Origin of the sequence: Streptomyces sp. DSM 40868 (assembly GCF_011820545.1) — a bacterium.
Lineage (GTDB): Bacteria > Actinomycetota > Actinomycetes > Streptomycetales > Streptomycetaceae > Streptomyces > Streptomyces eurythermus.
In genome coordinates this window covers 8,808,331-8,828,631 of the sequence record NZ_CP050504.1, presented here as the reverse complement: position 1 = coordinate 8,828,631, position 20,301 = coordinate 8,808,331, and the positions used below count along the sequence as shown (strand labels likewise).

Annotated in this window: 16 protein-coding genes and 1 pseudogene; 8 read left to right on the top strand and 9 right to left on the bottom strand. The window is 72.5% G+C overall.

Translation table 11 applies throughout. The annotated features are described in order from the left end of the window. Positions 1 to 23 precede the first annotated feature (23 nt). Together HB370_RS39735 and HB370_RS39730 are read right to left on the bottom strand one after the other, a co-directional pair. Positions 24 to 1,448 (bottom strand): glycoside hydrolase family 43 protein, encoded by a 1,425-nt coding sequence (locus HB370_RS39735; RefSeq protein ID WP_244405889.1) that lies wholly within the window; start codon positions 1,446 to 1,448, stop codon positions 24 to 26. Positions 1,449 to 1,494: 46 nt separating this feature from the next. Further along, positions 1,495 to 3,141: an RICIN domain-containing protein gene (locus HB370_RS39730; RefSeq protein ID WP_167513137.1), complete on the bottom strand. Its 1,647-nt coding sequence runs from the start codon at positions 3,139 to 3,141 to the stop codon at positions 1,495 to 1,497. 382 nt (positions 3,142 to 3,523) lie between these two features. Here HB370_RS39730 and HB370_RS39725 point away from each other — a divergent pair, with 382 nt between their 5' ends. Beyond that, positions 3,524 to 4,630, top strand: coding sequence for a ricin-type beta-trefoil lectin domain protein (locus HB370_RS39725; protein WP_167513136.1), 1,107 nt, complete (start codon positions 3,524 to 3,526; stop codon positions 4,628 to 4,630). Between the two features lie 67 nt (positions 4,631 to 4,697). Here HB370_RS39725 and HB370_RS39720 read toward each other — a convergent pair whose 3' ends face one another. The 4 genes from HB370_RS39720 to HB370_RS39705 form a co-directional block, all read right to left on the bottom strand. Continuing rightward, positions 4,698 to 5,156, bottom strand: coding sequence for a MaoC family dehydratase (locus HB370_RS39720; RefSeq protein WP_167513135.1), 459 nt, complete (start codon positions 5,154 to 5,156; stop codon positions 4,698 to 4,700). 61 nt (positions 5,157 to 5,217) lie between these two features. Next, a complete protein-coding gene (locus tag HB370_RS39715; RefSeq protein WP_167513134.1) occupies positions 5,218 to 6,780 on the bottom strand; it encodes a long-chain fatty acid--CoA ligase in 1,563 nt (520 codons plus the stop codon). Positions 6,781 to 6,793: 13 nt separating this feature from the next. Then, positions 6,794 to 7,675, bottom strand: coding sequence for an amidohydrolase family protein (locus HB370_RS39710; protein WP_167513133.1), 882 nt, complete (start codon positions 7,673 to 7,675; stop codon positions 6,794 to 6,796). Positions 7,676 to 7,707: 32 nt separating this feature from the next. After that, positions 7,708 to 8,619, bottom strand: a complete 912-nt coding sequence (locus HB370_RS39705) for an SDR family oxidoreductase (RefSeq protein ID WP_167513132.1) — start codon at positions 8,617 to 8,619, stop codon at positions 7,708 to 7,710. 109 nt (positions 8,620 to 8,728) lie between these two features. Between HB370_RS39705 and HB370_RS39700 the strand changes: the two genes are divergently transcribed. From HB370_RS39700 to HB370_RS39680, 5 genes are all read left to right on the top strand, one after another. Further along, positions 8,729 to 9,601, top strand: coding sequence for a PaaX family transcriptional regulator C-terminal domain-containing protein (locus tag HB370_RS39700; protein WP_348273516.1), 873 nt, complete (start codon positions 8,729 to 8,731; stop codon positions 9,599 to 9,601). A gap of 459 nt (positions 9,602 to 10,060) precedes the next feature. Further along, the gene (locus HB370_RS39695; protein WP_167513131.1) at positions 10,061 to 11,443 is read left to right on the top strand and encodes an alpha/beta hydrolase; all 1,383 of its coding nucleotides are present in this window, start codon (positions 10,061 to 10,063) and stop codon (positions 11,441 to 11,443) included. 48 nt (positions 11,444 to 11,491) lie between these two features. After that, complete coding sequence (locus HB370_RS39690) at positions 11,492 to 13,099, top strand: MFS transporter (RefSeq protein WP_167513130.1); 1,608 nt, start codon at positions 11,492 to 11,494, stop codon at positions 13,097 to 13,099. 76 nt (positions 13,100 to 13,175) lie between these two features. After that, positions 13,176 to 13,715, top strand: coding sequence for a DUF1697 domain-containing protein (locus HB370_RS39685; protein WP_167513129.1), 540 nt, complete (start codon positions 13,176 to 13,178; stop codon positions 13,713 to 13,715). A gap of 54 nt (positions 13,716 to 13,769) precedes the next feature. Further along, positions 13,770 to 14,345, top strand: a complete 576-nt coding sequence (locus tag HB370_RS39680; RefSeq protein WP_244405887.1) for a YdeI/OmpD-associated family protein — start codon at positions 13,770 to 13,772, stop codon at positions 14,343 to 14,345. 144 nt (positions 14,346 to 14,489) lie between these two features. Here HB370_RS39680 and HB370_RS39675 read toward each other — a convergent pair whose 3' ends face one another. Beyond that, on the bottom strand, positions 14,490 to 15,821 hold the full coding sequence (locus tag HB370_RS39675) for a hypothetical protein (RefSeq protein ID WP_167513128.1): 1,332 nt from the start codon (positions 15,819 to 15,821) through the stop codon (positions 14,490 to 14,492). Positions 15,822 to 17,025: 1,204 nt separating this feature from the next. Between HB370_RS39675 and HB370_RS39670 the strand changes: the two genes are divergently transcribed. Continuing rightward, on the top strand, positions 17,026 to 18,153 hold the full coding sequence (locus HB370_RS39670) for a hypothetical protein (protein ID WP_167513127.1): 1,128 nt from the start codon (positions 17,026 to 17,028) through the stop codon (positions 18,151 to 18,153). Between the two features lie 110 nt (positions 18,154 to 18,263). Here the strand turns inward: HB370_RS39670 and HB370_RS39665 are convergent, their stop codons facing one another. After that, on the bottom strand, positions 18,264 to 18,809 hold the full coding sequence (locus HB370_RS39665; RefSeq protein ID WP_167513126.1) for a kinase: 546 nt from the start codon (positions 18,807 to 18,809) through the stop codon (positions 18,264 to 18,266). Position 18,810: 1 nt separating this feature from the next. After that, positions 18,811 to 19,054, bottom strand: a pseudogene (locus HB370_RS42315) (GNAT family N-acetyltransferase); the annotation flags it as partial. Between the two features lie 450 nt (positions 19,055 to 19,504). Here HB370_RS42315 and HB370_RS39660 point away from each other — a divergent pair. Then, positions 19,505 to 20,062, top strand: coding sequence for a hypothetical protein (locus HB370_RS39660; protein ID WP_167513125.1), 558 nt, complete (start codon positions 19,505 to 19,507; stop codon positions 20,060 to 20,062). Positions 20,063 to 20,301 lie beyond the last annotated feature (239 nt).

Below are 20,301 nucleotides of genomic sequence, written 5' to 3'. Positions count from 1 at the left end.
TTCGGGCATCGCCTTGTGCCGGGTCAGGACGCGGCAGGGGCGAATCGCCACCAGTCGACGTTGAACAGGTAGCCGCTGCCGCCGGTGAAGCGCAGGTAGAGGTCCTGGGTTCCCGTGGCACCGCTGACCGGGCAGGTCACCGAGGTCCAGGTCTGCCAGCCACCGGTGGGGGGCACCGCGCACCGGCCCACGACGGTCCCGTTCGGGGAGCCGAGCCGCAGTTCGAGGGTGCCGCCGCCGCTGCCCGAGGAGACGCGCGCGGTGAAGGAGGAAGCGCCCGGCCCGAAGGCCACGCCCTTGACCTTGATGTAGTCGCCGTTGTCGATGTAGCCGACGTCCATTCCGCCGTCACTGGCCGGTTCGGTCTCGATCCCGGATCCCCAGGCGATCGTCTCGGCCTCCTGGCGCACGTACGGGTCGAGCGTGCCGGTCTGCGGTGCGCCGGCGTTCGTCATGTTGATCGTCGGGATCGAGCCGTCGGCGTTGTAGGAGAACCTCTCCACCGCGACCGAGCGGGTGAAGCCGCCGCCGCCCGGCAGCGCGCCGTTGTGGTAGAAGAAGTACGAGTTGCCCTTGAAGTCCACGATCCCGGGGTGGTTGGTGAAGCTGCCGCCCTGTGTGGGCATGACCGTCCCGCGGTAGGTCCAGGGTCCGGTCGGACCGGGTGCCGTGGAGTAGGCGATGAACTCCGAGCAGCACTTGGCCGCGAACACCAGGTAGTACAGGCCGTTGCGCTTGTAGACCCAGGGTCCTTCCTCGTACAGCGTGGGACGGTTGGGGTCGCCGGTGCGGGTGCCGAATCCCGCGGTGGTGAGCGGGATTTTGGTGGGGGCGCCCGAGTAGGAGGTCATGTCGGGGTTCAGCTTGACGTACCAGAGGTTCGGGTTGCCCCAGTACAGATAGGCCTGGCCGCCGTCGTCGATGAAGACGGTCGGGTCGATCTCGCCGTTCTCCACCAGCGGATGGCCGAGGGCGTCCCGGAAGGGGCCGGTGGGGCTGTCCGACACCGCCACGCCGATGGCCATCCGGCCGGTGGCCCGGTTCTTCACCGGCACGTACCAGTAGAACCGGCCGTCGCGCTGCACGGCTTGGCCGGCCCAGGCGTCGGCGGACGCCCAGCTGAAGGTGGCCAGGCCGAGCGGGGAGCCGTGGTCGGTCCAGTTGACCATGTCGGCGGAGGACCACACCCGCCAGTCCTTCATGGTGAAGTACGTGGAGCCGTCCTCGTCGTGCCCGGTGTAGAGGTAGACCCGTCCGTTGTGGACCAGCGGGGCCGGATCCGCGGTGTAGACGTGCTGCACGATCGGGTTGTCGGCCCTGGCCGGCGTGGGCCCCACCGCGGCGGGGACGACGGCGAACGCCAGCAGCAGACCCAGGGTCCAGGCGAGTGCCCGGCCGAGCCTCGTACCGCCGCCGGACGGCCGCCGGACCGGGATCCTCATCGTCATCGTGGCCTCCTCGGGGAGTTGCCGGACGGCTGCCGCGCGATGTCCCTCATGCGCGGGACCACTTCTGGGCGGCCCGGCCGTCACAGGTCCACAGGACCAGCGGGGTTCCGTTGGCGGTGCCGGAGCGGTCGGTGTCGAGGCACAGTCCGGCGTGGACGTTGCGGACCGTCCCGTCCGGGCCGAGGGTCCACTTCTGGTTGTCCTGGCCGTTGCAGGACCAGGTGATGACACGGGTGCCGTTGGCGGTGCCCTGGTCGTAGGCGTCCAGGCACTTGTCGCCGTAGACCCGGATCTCGCCGCCCGCCCACGTGGTCCACAGCTGGTTCGCGGCCGTGTGGCAGTCCCAGAGCAGGACCGTGGCCCCGGCGGCGGTGGAGGCGTTGTCCACGTCCGCGCAGCGGCCGGACGCCCCGCCGCGCAGGCGGGAGGTGGTGGCGGCCAGCGGGCTGCCGCCGCTCACCCGGTACACGGCCACGCCGTGCGCGGGGACGTTCGCGGAGATCTGCCCGGACGTGCTCGACGTGCCGCCGGTCCACAGGTCGGTGAGGGTGAACGGCCCGCCGGACAGGCCGACTTGCGCGGGCGAAGTGGTGACCGTCGCGGCACCCGATCCCCGGTTGAACAGGCCCACCGCGACCGAACCGTCCGACAGCGGCTTGGCGAACACCTCGGTGGCGCCGTCGTCGCGCACCCTGCGCCCTCCCGCGCCCAGCGGATCCTGGTTCACCGCCAGCAGACGCGGATTGCGCAGGATGGCGCTCACGTCGGCGGACATGGTGCGGATGTCGTTGCCGGCCATCAGCGGGGCGCCCAGCAGGGCCCACAGGGCGAAGTGGGAGCGGGACTCGGTGAGCGTCAGGCCGGGGCGGCCGACGACCAGCATGTCGGGGTCGTTGAAGTGTCCCGGGCCCGACTGGGCGGCCAGCGGCGCGGTGACGTCGAGCACGTTGCCGACGCCCATCGGGTAGCTGTTGGTGTTGCCGTTCTGCCAGATGTCGAGCAGGTCCTCGGTCGTCCGCCACAGGTCGGCGACCTCGCCCCAGTTGTACGTGGAGCCGGTGATGGCGTGCAGGCTGTTGGGGTTGATGCTGTAGACGATCGGACGGCCGGTGGCGCGCAGCGCGTCGCGCATGAGCGTGAACCGCGCGACCTGCTCGTCACGGGTACCGCTGGAGGAGCACCAGTCGTACTTGAGGTAGTCGACGCCCCAGGAGGCGAACGCGGCGGCGTCCTGGGCCTCGTGGCCCTTGCTGCCGGTCGACCCCGGGTAGCCGCCCGTGGCCTGCGCGCAGGTGCGCTCGTTCGGCACCTGGTAGATGCCGAACTTCAGGCCCTTGCCGTGGATGTAGTCACCGAGCGCCTTCATTCCGCTCGGGAACTTGGTGGGGTTCGCCCGCAGGTTGCCCTGCGCGTCACGCTGCGGGTCGAACCAGCAGTCGTCGACCACCACGTACCGGTAGCCGGCGTCCCGCATGCCCGAGGACACCATCGCGTCGGCGGCCTGGCGGACCTGGGCCTCGGTGATCCCGCACCCGAAGCTGTTCCAGCTGTTCCACCCCAGCGGCGGGGTGAGCGCCGGGCTGCCCGGCGCGGCGGAGGCGGTGGAGTGAGAGGCGGCCGTCAGGGACGCGGTGACCGTCAGCACGGCGGTCGTGAGGAGGCGGAACAGTCGTCCGCCGGATCGTCTGAGCACCAAGGGCTCCTTGAATTCCAAGCAGTTCGCAATTTCGAACAGCATTCGGAAAGTTGGGCCCCCCGGATACTAGAGAGACCTCCGGACATGTCAACACCGCCGACCTCCGAGCTCCGCCAACCCGGCCGATACGGGCAGCACATGAGCGCGGAACAGCGGTGTTTGACCAATGCGCCTAGGGAAGCGTCGCCATCCGCACTTGCGAACGTTTCGAAGGACATGACGAATCATGCGAGGAGGATTGACGCGTCCCGCTGACCGCCTATCATCCAGGTTGCTCGATAGGCCAATCAATGTTCGATATCACGAACTTACCCCGTCAATCCATGGACGGCGAGCAGTTCCCTCGCCTCGGCCAACACTCTCAGAAGAGGACGTGTGCATGAGAAAGTCCTGGATCCTCACCCTGGTCACGCTGGTCGCCGCCGCGCTCGGGGTCACGACGGCCGGTGCGGCCCCTGCCTCCGCCGCCTCCAACACCCCCTTACGCCTCATGCCGTTGGGCGACTCCATAACCTGGGGCGTGGGGAGCAGCACGGGCAACGGCTACCGGGGACCGTTGTGGAACAGGCTCGCGGCGGACGGGCATCCGCTGGACTTCGTGGGCACGGTGCGCAACGGTCCGATGTCCGACCCCGACAACGAAGGCCACTCCGGATACCGCATCGACCAGATCGCCGCACTCGCCGACGCCTCGCTGACCCGCTACCGGCCCAACGTCGTGACCCTGCACATCGGAACCAACGACCTCCAGGGGGCCTCCGAGGTCGACACCGCCGTCGCCCGGCTGCGCTCGCTCGTCGGCCAGGTCACCGCCGACGCCCCCGACGCGACCGTCCTCGTCGCCTCCCTGGTCGTGTCCACCAGCGCCTCGGAGGAACGGTTCCGGGGCGCGTACAACCAGGCCGCCTCACGCATCGTCAGTGACGCGCGGGCGGCGGGCAAGCACGTCGGGTACGTGGACATGAGCGGCCTGACCACGGCCGACCTGGCCGATCCCCTCCACCCCAACGACGCCGGCTACCAGAAGATGGCCGACGCCTTCCACCGCGGCATCCAGGCCGCGGACAGCGCCGGGTGGCTGAAGAACCCGGCGCCCGCCCCGGCCCGCGTGCAGTCCGGCATCGCCGGCAAATGCCTGGACGTCAACGGCGCCAACAGCGCCGACGGGACCGCCGTCCAGATCTGGAGCTGCGGCAACGGCGCCAACCAGATCTGGTCCGCCTACACCGACGGCACGCTGCGCTCCCTGGGCAAGTGCCTCGACGCGGCCGGCGGGAGCACGGCCAACGGCACGAAGGTGCAGATCTGGTCCTGCCACGGCGGCGCCAACCAGGTCTGGCAGCCCTACAACGGCGGCTACCGCAACCCCGCCTCCGGCCGCTGCCTCGACGACCCGGGCTTCTCCACGGCCGACGGCACGCAGCTCCAGCTGTGGGACTGCACCGGCGGCTCCAACCAGAAGTGGACCACACTGACCACCGGATGACCCAGGTGAGCGAAGCCCGCCCGCCGGCCCCCGGAACGGGGTGCCGGCGGGCGGGCTTGTCCGGGGCTCAGGCGTAGTGCCGGTAGACGGCCTGGGCGACGCACGCGGGCTTGGTGCCGCCCTCGGTCTCGACGGTGAAGGTGAGCCGCATCTGCACGCCGTCGCCCTTGACGTCCTCCACGGAGTCGACGACGCCGTGCAGGCGGATCCTGGCGCCGACGGGCACCGGGCTGGGGAAACGGACCTTGTCCAGGCCGTAGTTCACGCTCATGGAGACGCCGTCGATCTCCAGCAGCTCGTTGAAGAGCGGGATGATCAGGGACAGGGTGAGGTAGCCGTGCGCGATGGGTCCGCCGAAGGGGCCGGCCTTGGCGCGCTCCGGGTCGGTGTGGATCCACTGGTGGTCGTCGGTGGCGTCGGCGAAGGTGTTCACCCTGTCCTGGGTGATCTCCCGCCAGTCGGTGCGGCCGAGGTCGGTGCCGGCCAGGGACTTCAGCTCGTCGAGACCGTGCGCGGTGGTGGGCATGGGGGTCCTTCCGGTCCTTGCGGCGCGGGTGTGTGCCTGTGCGCGGGTGTGTATGTGTGTGTCAGCGGGGTGCGGGCGGGCGGCCGTCGTCGGTGCCGGCGGTGGCCGGGGCGTGGGCCGCGCGCACCGCGGGTTTGACGAGCTTGCCGGAGGCGGTGCGGGGCAGGGCCTCGGTGAAGACGACGGACTTGGGGATCTTGTACTTGGCCAGGCGGCCGCGCAGGTGGTCGAGGATGTCCGCCTCGTTCGCGCGGGCTCCGGGCCTGAGGACGACGACGGCGCGGCCGACCTCGCCCCAGCGCGCGTCGGGGACGCCGATGACGGCGCACTCCGCGACGGCGGGGTGGCCGAGGACGGCGTTCTCGACCTCCGCCGGGTAGACGTTCTCCCCGCCGGAGATGAACATGTCCTTGACCCGGTCGACGATGTAGGCGTAGCCGTCCTCGTCGGTGCGGGCGACGTCGCCGGTGCGCAGCCAGCCGTCGTCGGTGACCGCGGCGGCGGTCTCGGCGGGCCGGTTCCAGTAGCCCGCCATGACGTTGGGCCCGGACACCAGGATCTCCCCCCGCTCCCCCGGCGCGGCGTCACGGCCGTCGGGCAGGACCACGCGGGTGTCGGTGAAGAAATGCGGAACCCCCGCCGAGCCCGCCTTGGCGGAGGTCTGCTCCCGGTCCAGGAAGAGGACGCCGGGGGACGCCTCGGTCATGCCGTAGCCCTGGGCGAAGGCCAGCCCGCGGGCGAGGTAGGTGGCGATGGTGCGTTCGGGGACCGGTGCGCCGCCGCAGTTGAGGCTGCGCAGGCTGGTCAGGTCGGCCTCGGGCCAGCGCGGCCGGGCGGCGAGCGCGTCGTACATGGTCGGCACGCCGAACATGCAGGTCACCCGGTGGCTCTCGATCAGGTGCAGGACGCGGTCGGGGTCGAAGGCGCCGAGCAGGACGACCCGGCCGCCCTTGAGCAGGGTGGGCAGACAGGTCATGTTCAGCGCGGCGGTGTGGAACAGCGGGGCGGTCACCAGGGTGACCTCGTCGGCGGCCAGGTCGAGGTCGACCAGGACGTTGACGCTGTTCCAGACGATGTTGGCGTGGGAGAGGACGGCGCCCTTGGGGTGGCCGGTGGTCCCCGAGGTGTACATGATCATGCACGGGTCGTCGGGGGCCACCGGCTCGTCCAGCGGCGCGGTGCCGCCGAGGGCGAGCAGGTCGTCGTAGCCGAGGGCACCGGGGCCGGGTCCCGCGAGGGCGATGCGGTGGGGGACGCCGGCGTCGGCGGCGGCCCGGGCGGCGGCCTCCGTCTGTTCGGGGGCGTTCACGAGGACGGCGGCGCCGGAGTCGGCGAGGTGGTAGGCCAGTTCGGGTGCGGTCAGGCGGGTGTTGAGCGGGACGAACACCGCGCCGAGGGCGCCGGCGGCGAACAGGGTCTCGAGGAAGGCCGGGTGGTTGGGGCCCAGGTAGGCGACCCGGTCGCCGCGGGCCACGCCCAGGGCGCGCAGGGCGTGGGCCAGGCTCAGCACCCGCTCGTGCAGGTGCCGGTAGGTGATCTCGCGGTCCTCGTGGACCACGGCGATCCGGCCGGGGGTCTTGCGGGCTCGGCGTGCGGGCCAGGAGCCGATGCCTTGGTTGCGCACGGCGGCCTCCGTTTCAGTCTGTGGTCAGGCCGAGCAGGCGGGCGGCGTTGTCCTTCAGGATCTTGGGCCGGACTTCGGGTTTGATGTCGAGCTTCGCGAAGTCGGCGAGCCACCGGTCGGGGGTGATGACCGGGTAGTCGGAGCCGAAGAGGACCTTGTCCTTGAGCAGGGTGTTGGCGTAGCGCACCAGTTGCGGCGGGAAGTACTTCGGGGACCAGCCGGACAGGTCGATGTACACGTACGGCTTGTGGGTGGCCACCGCCAGCGCCTCGTCCTGCCAGGGGAAGGACGGGTGGGCGAGGATGATCCGCAGCTCGGGGAAGTCCACGGCGACGTCGTCCACCAGCATGGGGTCGGAGTACCTCAGCCGGATGCCGCCTCCGCCGGGGACGCCCGCGCCGATGCCGGTCTGACCGGTGTGGAACAGCGCGGGCACACCGAGTTCCTCGATGGCCTCGTACAGCGGGTAGGCGAGGCGGTCGTCGGGGGCGAACGCCTGGATGCTCGGGTGGAACTTGAAGCCCCGTACGCCGTACTCCTCGACCAGCCGGCGGGCCTCGCGGACCCCCGCCCGGCCTTTGTGGGGGTCGACGGAGGCGAACGGGATGAGGACGTCGGCGTGGGCGGCGCAGCTCTCGGCGACCTCTTCGTTGGAGATGCGCGGGTGGCCGGTGGCGTGCTCGGCGTCGACGGTGAAGACGACCGCGGCCATGCGGCGTTCGCGGTAGTACGCGGCCATCTCGTCGATGGTGGGCGTGCGGTGCCCGTGGGCCTTGAAGTACTCCGCGGAGGCGCCGAACAGCTCGGGGCTGAGCGCGCCGTGGCCGTCCTTGGAGATCTCGGCGTGCGTGTGGACGTCGATGGCGACGAGCCGGCCGGGGTTCGGGGATGTCATCGTCGGCTCCCTTCCGTGGGTCGGTGGGAGGTTCAGGCGCCGGGGGCCTGGGGGGCGGGGATGCCGTACGTCTGGGGCTCGCGGCCGACCGAGACGGGCCAGGCCGCGGCGATGTCGTCGGCGTTCCAGCCGCCGTCCCGGTAGGCGGTGGCGATCTCCTGCGGGTGCGACCACAGGGCCAGCTTGTCGCCGCCGATGCCGACGCACTGGCCGGTCACCGAGGCCGCGGCGTCGGAGGCGAGGTAGACGACGAGACCGGCGACGTCCTCCGGGGTGCCGAAGCCCTCGGCCTTGCGCAGCCACTCCGGCAGCGGCTCGCCGCGTTCCTCCCACGCCTCGATGTACGGGGCGAAGGCGGGGATGGTGCGGGTCATGCCGGTGGCGGCGACCGGGACCAGGGCGTTGGCGGTGATGCCGGACCGGGCCAGTTCCATGGCCCAGGTGCGGGTCATCGCGGCGATGCCGGCCTTGGCGGCGGCGTAGTTGGTCTGGCCGAAGTTGCCGCGCTGCCCGGCCGGGGAGCAGGCGGTGATGATGCGGCCGCCCTCGCCCTGTTCGCGCATCCGCACGGCGGCGGCCCGTACGCAGGTGAAGGTGCCGCGCAGGTGGACGCGGACGACGTCGTCGAAGTCGTCGTCGGACATCTTCCACAGCACGCGGTCGCGCAGGACGCCGGCGTTGGTGACCATGACGTCCAGCCGGCCGAAGGCGTCCACGGCCCGGGCCACCAGCGCCTCGGCGACCTCGCTGGAACCCACCGGTCCCACCTCGGCCACGGCCCGGCCGCCGGCCGCGGTGATCTCCTCGACCGCGTGCGCGGCGGCGTCGGCCGCCACGTCGTTGACGACCACCGCCGCGCCGGCGCGGGCCAGGGCGGAGGCGTAGGCGAATCCGAGGCCGCGTCCAGCGCCGGTGACGACGGCGACCTTGTTCGAGAGATCCATGTGTGCGCAGTCCTTGCCTCGCGGGTGTGCCGACGAAGGGGACGTTAGGCGTTTCAATTACTGCCGTCAATGGTGTGCCGAACTTTCTGTCCGCCCTACACTGAGCCGCGTGACCGGGACAGAGACCAAGCCCTCGTCGGGCCAGGAGGAAGGGGCCGCGGCGTCCGCGCGGCCGCAGACGCTGATGCTGAGCTTCCTGGGCCTGTACGTCCTGGAGCACGGCAGCGCGGTCTACTCGGGCAGCGTCATCGACGTGTTCGCGCGCGTCGGGGTCTCCGAGGACGCGGTGCGCTCCACGCTGACCCGGATGGTCAAGCGGGATCTGCTGGCCCGTCACCGCCGCGGCCGCAAGATGTACTTCGGGCTCACCGCGCGCTCCACCGAGGTGCTGCGCGACGGTCACGACCGCGTCTGGGGCGCCGGCGCCGTCAACCGCGACTGGGACGGGACCTGGACCCTGGTCGGCTTCTCGCTGCCCGAGGCCTGGCGCAGCCAGCGGCACGACCTGCGCTCACGCCTGGTGTGGGCCGGCTTCGGCCCGCTGCAGAACGGCCTGTGGATCGCGCCGGGCCACCTGGACGTCCCCGCCGTCGTCGCCGGGCTCGGCTTGGAGGACCACCTCAATGTGCTGCGGGGGCGCGCGGCCGAGCCGACCGAGGCCGCCCAGCTGCTGCACCGGGCCTTCGACACGGCCGGCATCGCCGAGCGCTACCGCGCCTTCCTCGACCAGTGGGACCGCCCGGACCCGCTGCCGTCCGCCCCGGACGACCTGGCCCGGCAGCTGTTGCTGCACACCGACTGGCTGCAGGTCGTCCGCTCCGATCCGCGCCTGCCCGCGGAGCACCTTCCCGCGGACTGGCCCGCCATCCGCGCCGAGCACGTCTTCCGCACCCTGTCCGCCCGGTACGACGCCCCGGCCAAGCAGTTGGCCGACGCGGTGCTGGACACCATTCCGGCGGAGCCGGCGGCCGGACAGGGCTGAGCGGGGCGGGTACGGGCGAGCCACGCGTACGGCCGTTCCCAGCGCACGACCGTTCCACGGGTCCGGCCTCCCTGCGGGCACAGCCTTCCCTTGACTGCGGGCCGCCGTACCGGCGTGGCCGCCGGCAGCCGTACGACCGGCCTCAGCAAACGTTCGTCACTTCATTGACCGTCGTCCACGATCGGCCCTATATTCGGCGCACCCGCCGCTGGGGCCGGGGCCGCGCGGACCCTTCCGCCACGCCGTCGGTCCGCCCATCGGCGGCCCACGGACACCAGCACGGCCGGCACAGCCCGCCGAACGGCACCCCGAGGCACCTTCGGCGGTCGTTTCCTCGCCCGCGCACCCCTCGTACGCCTTATCCGTACCGACATGCCGCTCCCGGCGGAGCACGCCCATCCGCCGCAAAGCCCCATCCGCCGTACAGCCCCCACCCGCCGTACAGAGATGAGCCCGCACATGCCGAAGTTCGCGCTCGGCGCGGCCGCGCTGGCCGCCGCCCTCGCTTTCACCGCGGCGGCTCCCGCCACCGCACGGAGCGACACCCCGCAGAGCACCGCACCGGCCGCCGCCACCACGCGCCACCTGAGCGGGCGCCTCCCGGACGGCGCGAGCTGGATCGCCGACGTGCCCGCCGACTGGAACGGCACCCTGCTGCTGTTCAGCCACGGCTACGGCCCCACCACCGCCCAGAACGCGCCCTCCCCCGCCGCGGGCCGGGCCCTCCTGGCCGAGGGCTACGCACTGGCCGGTTCCTCCTACGACCCCAACGGCCCCTGGTGGGCGCTGGAGAGCGCCGAACGCGACCAGCTCGCCACCCAGGAGGCGTTCGCCGCCGCAGCGGGCCGCCCCGCCCGTACCCTGTCCGTCGGGCAGTCCATGGGCGGCCTGGTCAACGCCCGGCTCGCGCGGGACGCGGGCGACCGCATCGACGGCGCCCTGGGCCTGTGCGGCCTGGTCGCCGGCGGTGTCGACCTGGACAACTACCAGCTGGACGCCGAGTACACGATCGCCTCCCTGCTCGCTCCGGACGAGCACCTGCGGCTGGTGGACTTCGCCGACCAGGACGCGGCCGCCGCGACCGCGGCCCGGCTCACCGCCGCCGTGGAGCGCGCCCAGGCCACCCCCGCGGGCCGGGCGCGGATCGCGCTCGCCGCCGCGTACCTCAACCTGCCCGACTGGGCCCCGGGACAGAACCCGCCCGCGCCCGGCGACGCCGAGGGGCAGGAGGCCCAGCAGTACGCCTGGTTCGCCCAGGGCGTGCTGTCGTTCATCGTGCCCGCGCGGTACTCCGTCGAGCAGTCGGCGGGCGGCAACACCTCCTGGAACGCGGGCGTGGACTACGCCGGTCTGCTGCGCTCCTCCGAGCACGCCGACGAGGTCCGGGCGCTGTACCGGACGGCGGGACTGGACCTGCGCGCCGACCTCACCACCCTGACCCGGGGCGCCCGGGTGCACGCCGACCCGCGGGCGGTGCGCCGCCTCGAGCGCACCTCCACCGCCGGGCAGGGCCTGGCCGTGCCGCTGCTGAACCTGCACACCACCTCCGACCAACTGGTCCCCGTGCAGCAGGAGAACGCGTTCACCGCCCGGGTACGGGCCGCCGGTGACGGCGCCCTGCTGCGCCAGGCCTACGTCGCCCGCCAGGGCCACTGCGCCTTCACCGCGGCCGAAATCGTCGCGGGCGTGCACGCCCTGGAACACCGGGTGGCCACGGGCCGCTGGGACGGCCGCACCACACCGACCGCCCTGCAACGCGCCGCGCGGGCCCTCGGCCTCGACGGAGCGGCCTTCGTCCCCTACCGGCCCACGCGCCTCGTCGTCGGCCGCCACCACTCCTGACCCTCCGCTCCCCCTTCCCGCCCCCGGCCTTCCACCCCTGGACCCGCCATGTCGCTGACCGACCCCGCTTCCTCCGCGCACCCCGCCGGCCCCGCACCGAGCCGGCTGCCGCTCGGCACCCTCGTCGCCGGCTGTCTCGCGGTCTGCCTCGCCCAGATCGCCCTCGCCGTGCCCGCCACCCTCAACGGCCTCTTCCAAGAGGACCTGCATCCGATCGGCTCCCAACTGACCTGGATCTCCGACGCGTTCCTGCTGCCGGTGACCGTGCTGGAACTCACCTTCGGCGTCCTGGGCGACCTGTTCGGACGCAAGCGGCTGCTCGTGGGCGGCTCCGTCCTGGTCGTCGTCGGCGAGGCCGTCTCCGCCGTGAGCGGCGGCGTCCACCTGCTGTGGGTCGGGCAGGTGATCTCCGGCCTCGGTGCGGCGGCGCTCTTCCCGACCTCGCTCGCCATGATCGCGGCGGGCACGCACAGCCACCGGGACCGGGCGCGCGGCATCACCGTGTGGGCGGCCGCCCTGTCCACCGGCGGGTTCGTCGCCCCCGTCATCGGCGGCGTCACCGGCAGCCACGACTCCTGGCGCGCGGCGTTCGTGGTGGTCGTGGTGATCGCCGCGGCCAGCACCGTGGTCAGTCTGCTGGGCGCCGCCGACTCCCGGGCGCCCGAGGGCCGCTCGCTGGACCTCGGCGGGCAACTCACCGTCGGCATCGGCCTGTTCGCGCTGTTGTACGCGGTCATCCAGGGTCCCACGGACGGCTGGGGCTCGACGCCGGTCGTCGTCGCGTTCGTGGTCGCCGCGGTGTTCGTCGTGCTCTTCGTCGTCGCCGAGCGGCGCGCCCGTTCCCCGCTGCTGCGCCTGGACCTGTTCGCCAACCGGGCGTTCGCCGTCGCCTCGGTCGTCGCGGTCGTCGGCATGTTCAGCTTCCTGGGCACCGCCTACGCCACCAGCATCCGGCTGGGCCCCGTGCAGCACCAGAGCCCGCTGCGCACCTCCGTGGCCTTCCTGCTGCTCAACGGTCTGACCCTGGTCCTGGCCCCGCTCACCTCACGGCTGCTGGAGCGGGTCAGCGGGCGCTGGATCCTCACCGTGGGCCTGGCGCTGATGGCCGCGGGCGACTTCCTCGCCGCGACCCTGCCGGTGGAGAACCGGGCGCTGACCTCCCTGGTGCTGCCCCTGGGACTGGTCGGTGCCGGGTTCGCGCTGACCGTCTCCTCGATCACCGCCACCGCCGTGAACACGGTCCCGCTGCGCTACGCCGGCATGGCGAGCGCCTCCACCAGCCTGCTGCGCGACTTCGGGTTCACCCTGGGACCGGCGGTCATCGGTGCCGTCGCCCTCAGCCGCGCGGGCTCGCTGTTCAGCTCCGACCTGCACCGCTCCGCGCTGAGTCCGCAGGTCAAGGCGGCCGCCGCCGAGGTCGCCGCGGAAGGCGGCCCACTGGCCGTCAACTCCGTCCCGGCCACCGCCTCACCGGGCGGTGCCGCGCCGCTGGCCCTGCGGGCGCTCGGCCACGGCTACGCGCTGGGCTTCACGATCTGCGGCGCGGCGGCGCTGGTCTCCTGCCTGCTGGCCCTGATCGCCCTGCGCCGTACGGACACCCCGCAGGACACCGGCACAACCGCGCCCACGACGCCCGAGACGGCACCGACCGCCTGAACCACCACTGGACGCCGCTCTCTGCGCGGCGGTCCTTCCTTGTCGGTGCCACAGGCCCTGTGGAAGGGTGGCGAGAATGAGGAAGTACGTCGCACTGCTGCGCGGGATCAACGTCGGCGGCCACGCCAGGATCACGATGAAGGATCTCCGCGAGCTGTTCGGGGCGTTGGGATTCGACGAGGTGCAGACGTATCTGCAGAGCGGGAACGTGGTCTTCGCCGACCCGGCGGGGACGGCGCCCGGTGAGGTGCGGGAGCGGATCGAGAAGCGCCTCGCCGACGGGCTGGGCGTACCGGCGAGCGTCCTGCTGCGCACCGGCGAGTCGCTGGACCGGACGGTCGCCGCCAACCCGTACCTGGACCGCGAGGACGACCCGGCCAAGCTGCACGTCACCTTCCTCGCCGGGACACCGGCCGCCGAGCGGGCGGCCGCCCTGCGGACGCCGGCCGGGGAGACCGCCGAGTTCGCCCTGCTCGGCGACGAGATCCACCTGCACGTGCCGGGCGGCTACGGGCGTACCAAGCTGAACAACGCGTTCATCGAGCGCCGGCTAGGCATCACCGCGACCACCCGGAACTGGAACACGGTCAAAGCCCTGCACCGCATGGCGTCCTGACGGACGGAACCGGTTGTCGAGTCGCGGGCCACCCGGGGGTGGTTCACTGCTGGGGTGACTCAGGACTTGGAGATCCTCTCATTCGACTCGGCCGAGGCGTTCGAGGCTTGGCTGGCCGAGCATCACGCGTCCTGTCCCGGTATCTGGCTCAAGCTGCGCAAGAAGGGCCCGGGAATCGTCGCGCTGGACTACGCGCAGGCCCTCGATGTGGCGCTCTGCCACGGCTGGATCGACGGTCGGAAGGCCAAGTTGGATGACGAGTGGTGGCTGCAGCGGTTCACCCCCCGGAAGCCGAACAGCAAGTGGTCCAAGGTCAACCGGGACAAGGTCGCGGCGCTGATCGAGCAGGGCCGGATGCGTCCCGCCGGGCAGGCCGAGATCGACCGGGCCAAGGCGGACGGCCGCTGGGAGGCGGCCTACGACGGCGCGAAGACCGCGACCGTGCCGGACGACCTGACCGCCGCGCTGGCCGCCGAGCCGTCCGCCGCCGCGTTCTTCGAGACCCTGGACCGGCGCAACCGCTACGCGATCCTGTACCGGATCCAGGACGCCAAGAAGGCCGGGACCCGGGCCCGCCGGATCGAGAAGTTCGTCGCGATGCTGGCCAAGGGCGAGAAGCTCTACCCGTAGCCGGCCGGCGGCCCTCGCAACCGCGCTGGTACGCGTGGCGTGCGACGGTCGCCGCCGGCTACGAACGGTCGCTTTCCGGCCCGGGTGCGGTGCCCTCTCCCGTCCGCCTGTACGCACTGGGGCCTCCGGCGGGCGGCGACCTGGCTAGACGGTGAGCAGCGCCTCCACCGTGGAGGCCGGATCCCACTCGGGGTCGAGGCCGGTCAGGCGCTGGGCGACCCGGCGCCAGGCCGCCGGGTCCGTGCCGGGTCCGGAACGCACGAGGTCGGCGAGGAGGGCGCGGGCGTCGGCGGCCTCGGGCGGGGCGTCCGTGCGACGGGCGGCGGCGCCCAGGTAGGCGAGCAGCCGCGCGGCCGGGGTCACGCGGCGCACCAGGTCCGCGCCGTCCAGCAGACCCGCCGTGAGCAGCCCGTCCAGTTGGGTGGTCGGTGCACAGTGGAAAAGGCCGCCGAGTCCGTGCCGGGCGCGCTCCCGGGTGAGCCGCGCGCCGCCGGGCAGGCCGTCGGGGCCCGGCTCCGGCAGCAGCGCCGCGTGTCGCAGCCGTACGTCCTCGGGGACGCCGTCCAGGCGGATGATGTCCTGCCAGTACGGCAACGGCTCCTGGGCGTGGGCGGCTTCGAGAGCGGCCCAGTCCACCGGCTCGCCCGGCGGGCGCGACTCGATGAGGTCCCGTGCGTGCGGGGCGTGCCGGGCCCGCCGCAGCTTCCGGACGAGTTTCTCCGGCGCCAGTTCCCGGTCGAGCCGGGCGCGGAGGACTGCGGCGGGATCGGGGGACGCGAGGGCCTTCGCGCATACGGTGGTGGCGGAGCGGCCCAGCAGGTCCCGTCCCGCGAGCCTCGCCAGCCGGTCGGCACCGCCGTGCTGCAACAGCCGTAGGCAGCCGAGTAGTTGATGCCCGAGACCGAGCCGCGCGCCCTCTGTTTCGAGGATCGCCTCCACGAGATCGGGTTCGGCCGAGCACAGCCACATCAGACCACCGGCCGGCCACGCGGAGTTCCCGGCCCGCCAGTCGGCGAGCACCCGTGCACCCAGGGAAGGCCTCCCGGCACCCGGCCGTGACCGGGTCACGATCCGGTGGACGAGGGGCCGGGGGTTCCAGTGCCGCAGCAGGGCGAGGTCGACCTCGGGGTCGTCGAGGCCGACGAGGCGCTCCACCGCGCCGCTGCGCTCCATCCAGCGGGACTGGGCGGCCAGGACGCGCAGCGCGTGGGGGTCGCGGTCCGCGAGCAGCCGGTCGAGGACGGTGCGTGGGGTGCGGTCGTGGCGCAGCAGGTACGCGGCGAGCAGCCAGGGTCCGTCCGGCCCGAGCCGGGGCAGGACGGCGTCGACCACCTCGGCGTCGGCCAGGCACAGCAGGGTGCCCTCCGGCCAGTCCCACAGATGGTCGCCCCGCTCCAGCAGCCTTGATCGCCTCGTCGGGGGTGGCCGGTCCGGTCCTGCCGATGGTCGTGCCCGCGCTTGCCGCCGGGCCCGCACCGGACTGCGCGCGCCGCAGCAGCTGCGCCCAGGTCAGCCCCTCGGAGGCGGCTTCGGACGCCGTCACGGTCGCGGCCAGGCGGAGCCAGGCGTCGGGGTCGGTGCCGAGTTCGGCGCGCAGCCGACGGGCGAGCGCGGCCCGCCACGCGTCGGCGAACGCGAGTCGCTGCCAGTCGTGCGGCAGCAGGAGCAGGCGCCGGGCGGGCAGCAGGGTGAGCAACTCGTCGGCGGGCAGCACGCCCTGTACGTAGGCGTGCTCGATGTGCTGCGCACCGGATCCGTACGTCTCGGGGAGTCGCCCGCGCAACTCCGCGAGGCCGGGCGCCCCGTACGCGAAGCCGCTCGGGGACGGGGGGATGCCGTGGAAGGCGCAGGCGAGGGCGAACCAGCGAGGGGTGGCGAGGCCGGGCGCGGTCGCCGGCTCGTACACCGCCAGCGCGCGCAGCACCTCGGGGTCCTTCGGCCGGGGCGCACCGTCCGGGGCGAGGGAGTAGAGCAGGTCGAGCGCGGCCAGGGCGTGCACACGGTCGCGCCGGTGGAGAGTCCGCCGGGGTGCGGGTTCCGAGGCGGGGGGTTGGGGCTCGGCCGGTGGGTGGGGCCCGGCCTGCGGTTGGGGACTGGCCGGCGGTTGGGGACTGGCCGGCGGTTGGGGACTGGCGGCGCCATCGACCATCGGCTCGGGCTGGGCGGGCGGTTGGGGCTCGGCGGGGGCCTCGTCCGGGACGACCTCGTCCGGGACGACCTCGTCCGGGGCGGCCTTGCCCGCCTTGGCGATCAACTCCGCGACCGTTCCCGCGTGTTCGGGCAGCAGGGTGTCGAGTGCGGCCCAGGCTCCCTCCCGGTCCCCCAGATGCGTCTGGGTCAATGCCCGCAGTTCGGCGACCGCCGCCGTGCCCAGCAGATCCCGTTCGGCGAGGCGCCCGAGTGCGGCGAGGGCGTGGTGGGCAGGGCGCGCGGTGCCGATCAGCTCGACCGGGTCGAGGAACCCCGCCGTCGCCATGCCCTCCGCCCAGACGGCGGCGCTGCCGTCGAGCTCCTCCTCCGTGAGGCGGCGCGCGGGCAGGCTGGTGTTCCCCGCGCGGCGACCCCCGGCCCGCCACGGCTCGTTGAGGACGGACAAGCGGAACGCCTGACGCTGTGCGTCGCTCGCCGCCTCGTGGCGGGCCAGCTCCTCGCAGGCCTTGGGCATGAACGGGGTCGCGGCATGGGCCGCGGCGAGGGCGTCGAGATCATGGACGTACGGCTCGGACAGCAGGTCGCGCAGGGTGCTGGTGCCCCGGGCGGTGGCGAGCAACGCGGGCAGCCGGGCGGGGTCCTCGTACGGCTCGCCCTGCGCGCGCAGCCGGCGCGGTCCGTCACCGTCCGGGGCGGCCAGGGCATCGGTGACCGCGTCCACGGTGGCCCGGCTCAGCCAGGCGGCCGCGGCGGGGTCGTCGAGCAGGGCGCGTACGGCGTCCGGGCCGGTCCGCTCCCAGATTCTCAGCAGGGCGTACCGCTGGGCGACCTGTCGTACTCCCCACCGCAGTGCGGGCACCACGAGCTGCGGGTCTCCCGAGCCGAGCAGCGGGGTGAGCCAGGTGCGCGGGACCTGGCCGTGCGGCGCCGTCAGCTCGGCGCGCAGCGCGTTGTCGAGCGGAACGGTGTCGAGCCGCTCCGCGATGGTACGGCGCAGGGACTGAGTGGTACGCGGGTTGCGGTAGACGGCTGCGGCGACCTGGGCGTCGCCGACCGCGACGAGCCGGGCGAGGATCCGGGTGTCGAGCCGGGGATGGCGGGCCAGGGCTGCCCGGGTGCGGGTGTCGCCGTGGTCGAGGACGGCGGTGACGAGGGCGGGCGCCGGCGGCGTCCCGCCGGCCAGCAGCTCCGTCGTCACCCGCTCGGGCAGGGCGGCGAGCGCGGCCGCGGCATGCCGGGGCTCCGTGTGTTCGAGGAGGAGGCCGAGCGTGCGGTGGACACTGCGGGGTGCGGGCGGACGGAGCGTGTCGTCCGGCACCGGCGACAGTGGTGGCTCGGCGAGCAGTTCGGGCAGGGTGCCGGGGTGCGTGACCAGCGCGTCGTGCAGTCGGCACCAGCGGGCCGTGTCCCCACCGAGGTGACGCTTCGTCACCTCTCTGAGAAGGGCGGCCGTCTTGTCGTCGGCTCCGCCCGCGGCGGCGACCTTGGCCGCCACCGACCGCGCGGGCCGCGCCCGTTCCACTGCCCGCAGCGCGGCACCACTGCGCGGGCCCGTCCCCTCGGCCTCCCGACCGGCCCCGACCATCTCGCGCAGCACCCGCCCTACCGCCCCCACCTGCGTGTTCGTCATGGCCGCCATGCTAGGAGGCGGCACTGACAATCCTGGCCGGCACCGCCCCCGCCGGGGAACTCCGACAGCCGGGCCCATGGTTACGGGGTTGTCAGCCCGCAGCGCCCTGCGAATCTACGCAGTCGGCCGGGCCACGGTCAGCGGTCCAGCGCGGGCAGGTGAGCCAGGCCCGTGTCGAACATGATGCGGTCGATGGTTTCACGCAGGGTGCTGTCGGCGCCGATGACCGTCTCGATGCCGCCGGGCAGGAGATCGAGCGGCCGGTACCAGTCACGCAGTCGCTTTGCGTCGACCTCGTCGGCGAGCGGCTTGGTGGCGTGCCGGGCGAGGGTTTCTTCGAACGGCACGTCGAGGTAGTAGTTGTGGGTCGGGCCACGGTGGTCGGCGCGCAACCGGGTGAGCATGTCGCCGTAACGGTCGGCGGAGAGGATGCCTTCGACCACGACGTGATAGCCGGCGTCCAGGGCGTAGCGGGCCGTCAGGTCGATCAGGCCGATGTTCGCCGCTCCGGGCCGGTCATGCTCGCGCAGTACGACGCGGCGGAGGTTGTCCTGGCCGACCAGGGCCAAGCCGCGGCCGAAGTTCTCACGGAGGCCGTCCGCGACGCACGACTTCCCCGAGGCGCTGTTGCCGCGCAGTACGATCAGCCGGGTTTCCTCGGTGCCCACCCTCACAGTGACCACGCTACCGGCAGCCGGTGTCACCTCCCTGGTCGATGTCCTCGTCACGAGCCCGAGCGAAGCACCGGCTTCTCCCTGTGACGATGAAGCCGCACTTCCCCAGCACACGGAGGGAGCCTGCATTGTCTGCGGCGGCGTCAGCGTGCAGCGGCGTGTCCTGCTACAGCACCGTCGGCGAGAACGGTTCGCAAGATCACGGACGGGTCGGAGCGCACCTTCGTCCAGTGCCGGTCGAAGTGGCCACGGTCGTCGGACGTAGTGATACTTCCTGGTCACGGCTGCCATCTGCTACGCCGGCCTCGTTCCGGCTTGAGACGACAGCATGAGTTCAAGCCCGGCAGGGCTCTGTAGTCGTGTGGGGACTGAGGAAGCGGCTGGTTCGGTCCTGTCAGGGCGGACCGCTGCCAAGTGATGATCATCGTCGTGGATGAGAGTGTTGACTTGGCCTGCCCGCGGTGCCAGGTGGCGTTGCGGGTTTCGGACAACCGGTTCAGCATCTGGTGTCCGGCCTGCGACTGGAACCTCGACCCGCTCGGGGGCGTTGGTGGCGGGCACCACCGGACTCGTGTCCTGGCGCACCACGATCGGATGTTCAACCGCGCTCTGGCCGGCGGAACCGGCGGCAAACGGCCGAGTTCTGCCTGGCTCGGCTTGCCCTGCTCGGCCACGACCTCGGCCGCCTCTCGACCGGAAGGTCTTTGAGTGCTGCCTGGATCCAGACCGCACTGGACGCCCTGACAACGCGGGCGGATGTGATCAGGCCCGTTCGCGCGCTGGATGACGAGCGGCAGAAGGTAACCGATAAGCATGCGTTCGACGCCGGGGGCAACCGCCAGAGCAGCATTGTCGGCATGGGAGTCGCCCTTGCCCAGCCACTCCAGGACTTTCTGTCTCGCGCTGCGCTTGGGTGTCACCGGCTGTTGAGCCGGCTGCGGGACCGCTTTGACGGACAGGCGGAATACCGGGCGGACGAAAACGCGGCCCGGATCGCCTCTGCCGCATCGGTGCAAGGGCTGCTTCGTGCCCTGCTGTTGCGTGAGACAGCACTCTTCGCGCTCGAACGCGCCGCCTGGTGTGAGGACGACCTTTGGGAGACACTGCGCGTTCACCTGGCCTCGGCGCCGGACATGGAGTTCGAACGGCGTCCACGCCTCTCGGAACTGCGCGGAGACGCGTTCGACGCCGAACTGGCGCCTCTCCGCGCCTCGATCGCCAACGACTTGAAAAGTAGAACCGTGCACGGGGCCTGCCCGTGAACCACACCGGCGCGGGGAACAGAACCGCACTCCGGCCCCCGCGCCGGCATCCACATCCGGCCACACCCACACCGCGTGATCACGGACAAGGACGCCCAGAAGCCGAAGCTCGCCGAGCCGAGACCTCCGCCGACGCATCCAGAAGCACGTCTTCGGCGGTCTGCGATGTTCCGCACATCCTGGGGCCGCTCATCGGCCACCATGGGGTGCGTGGAGATCGCCGAACTCGTTCTCAAATA

Coding starts and splice junctions, on each gene's coding strand:
- HB370_RS39670 (WP_167513127.1), top strand. CDS start 17,026: ATGGGCCGCGGCGAGGGCGTCGAGATCATGGACGTACGGCTCGGACAG.
- HB370_RS39695 (WP_167513131.1), top strand. CDS start 10,061: ATGCCGAAGTTCGCGCTCGGCGCGGCCGCGCTGGCCGCCGCCCTCGCT.
- HB370_RS39685 (WP_167513129.1), top strand. CDS start 13,176: ATGAGGAAGTACGTCGCACTGCTGCGCGGGATCAACGTCGGCGGCCAC.
- HB370_RS39710 (WP_167513133.1), bottom strand. CDS start 7,675: ATGACATCCCCGAACCCCGGCCGGCTCGTCGCCATCGACGTCCACACG.
- HB370_RS39720 (WP_167513135.1), bottom strand. CDS start 5,156: ATGCCCACCACCGCGCACGGTCTCGACGAGCTGAAGTCCCTGGCCGGC.
- HB370_RS39690 (WP_167513130.1), top strand. CDS start 11,492: ATGTCGCTGACCGACCCCGCTTCCTCCGCGCACCCCGCCGGCCCCGCA.
- HB370_RS39735 (WP_244405889.1), bottom strand. CDS start 1,448: ATGACGATGAGGATCCCGGTCCGGCGGCCGTCCGGCGGCGGTACGAGG.
- HB370_RS39725 (WP_167513136.1), top strand. CDS start 3,524: ATGAGAAAGTCCTGGATCCTCACCCTGGTCACGCTGGTCGCCGCCGCG.
- HB370_RS39705 (WP_167513132.1), bottom strand. CDS start 8,619: ATGGATCTCTCGAACAAGGTCGCCGTCGTCACCGGCGCTGGACGCGGC.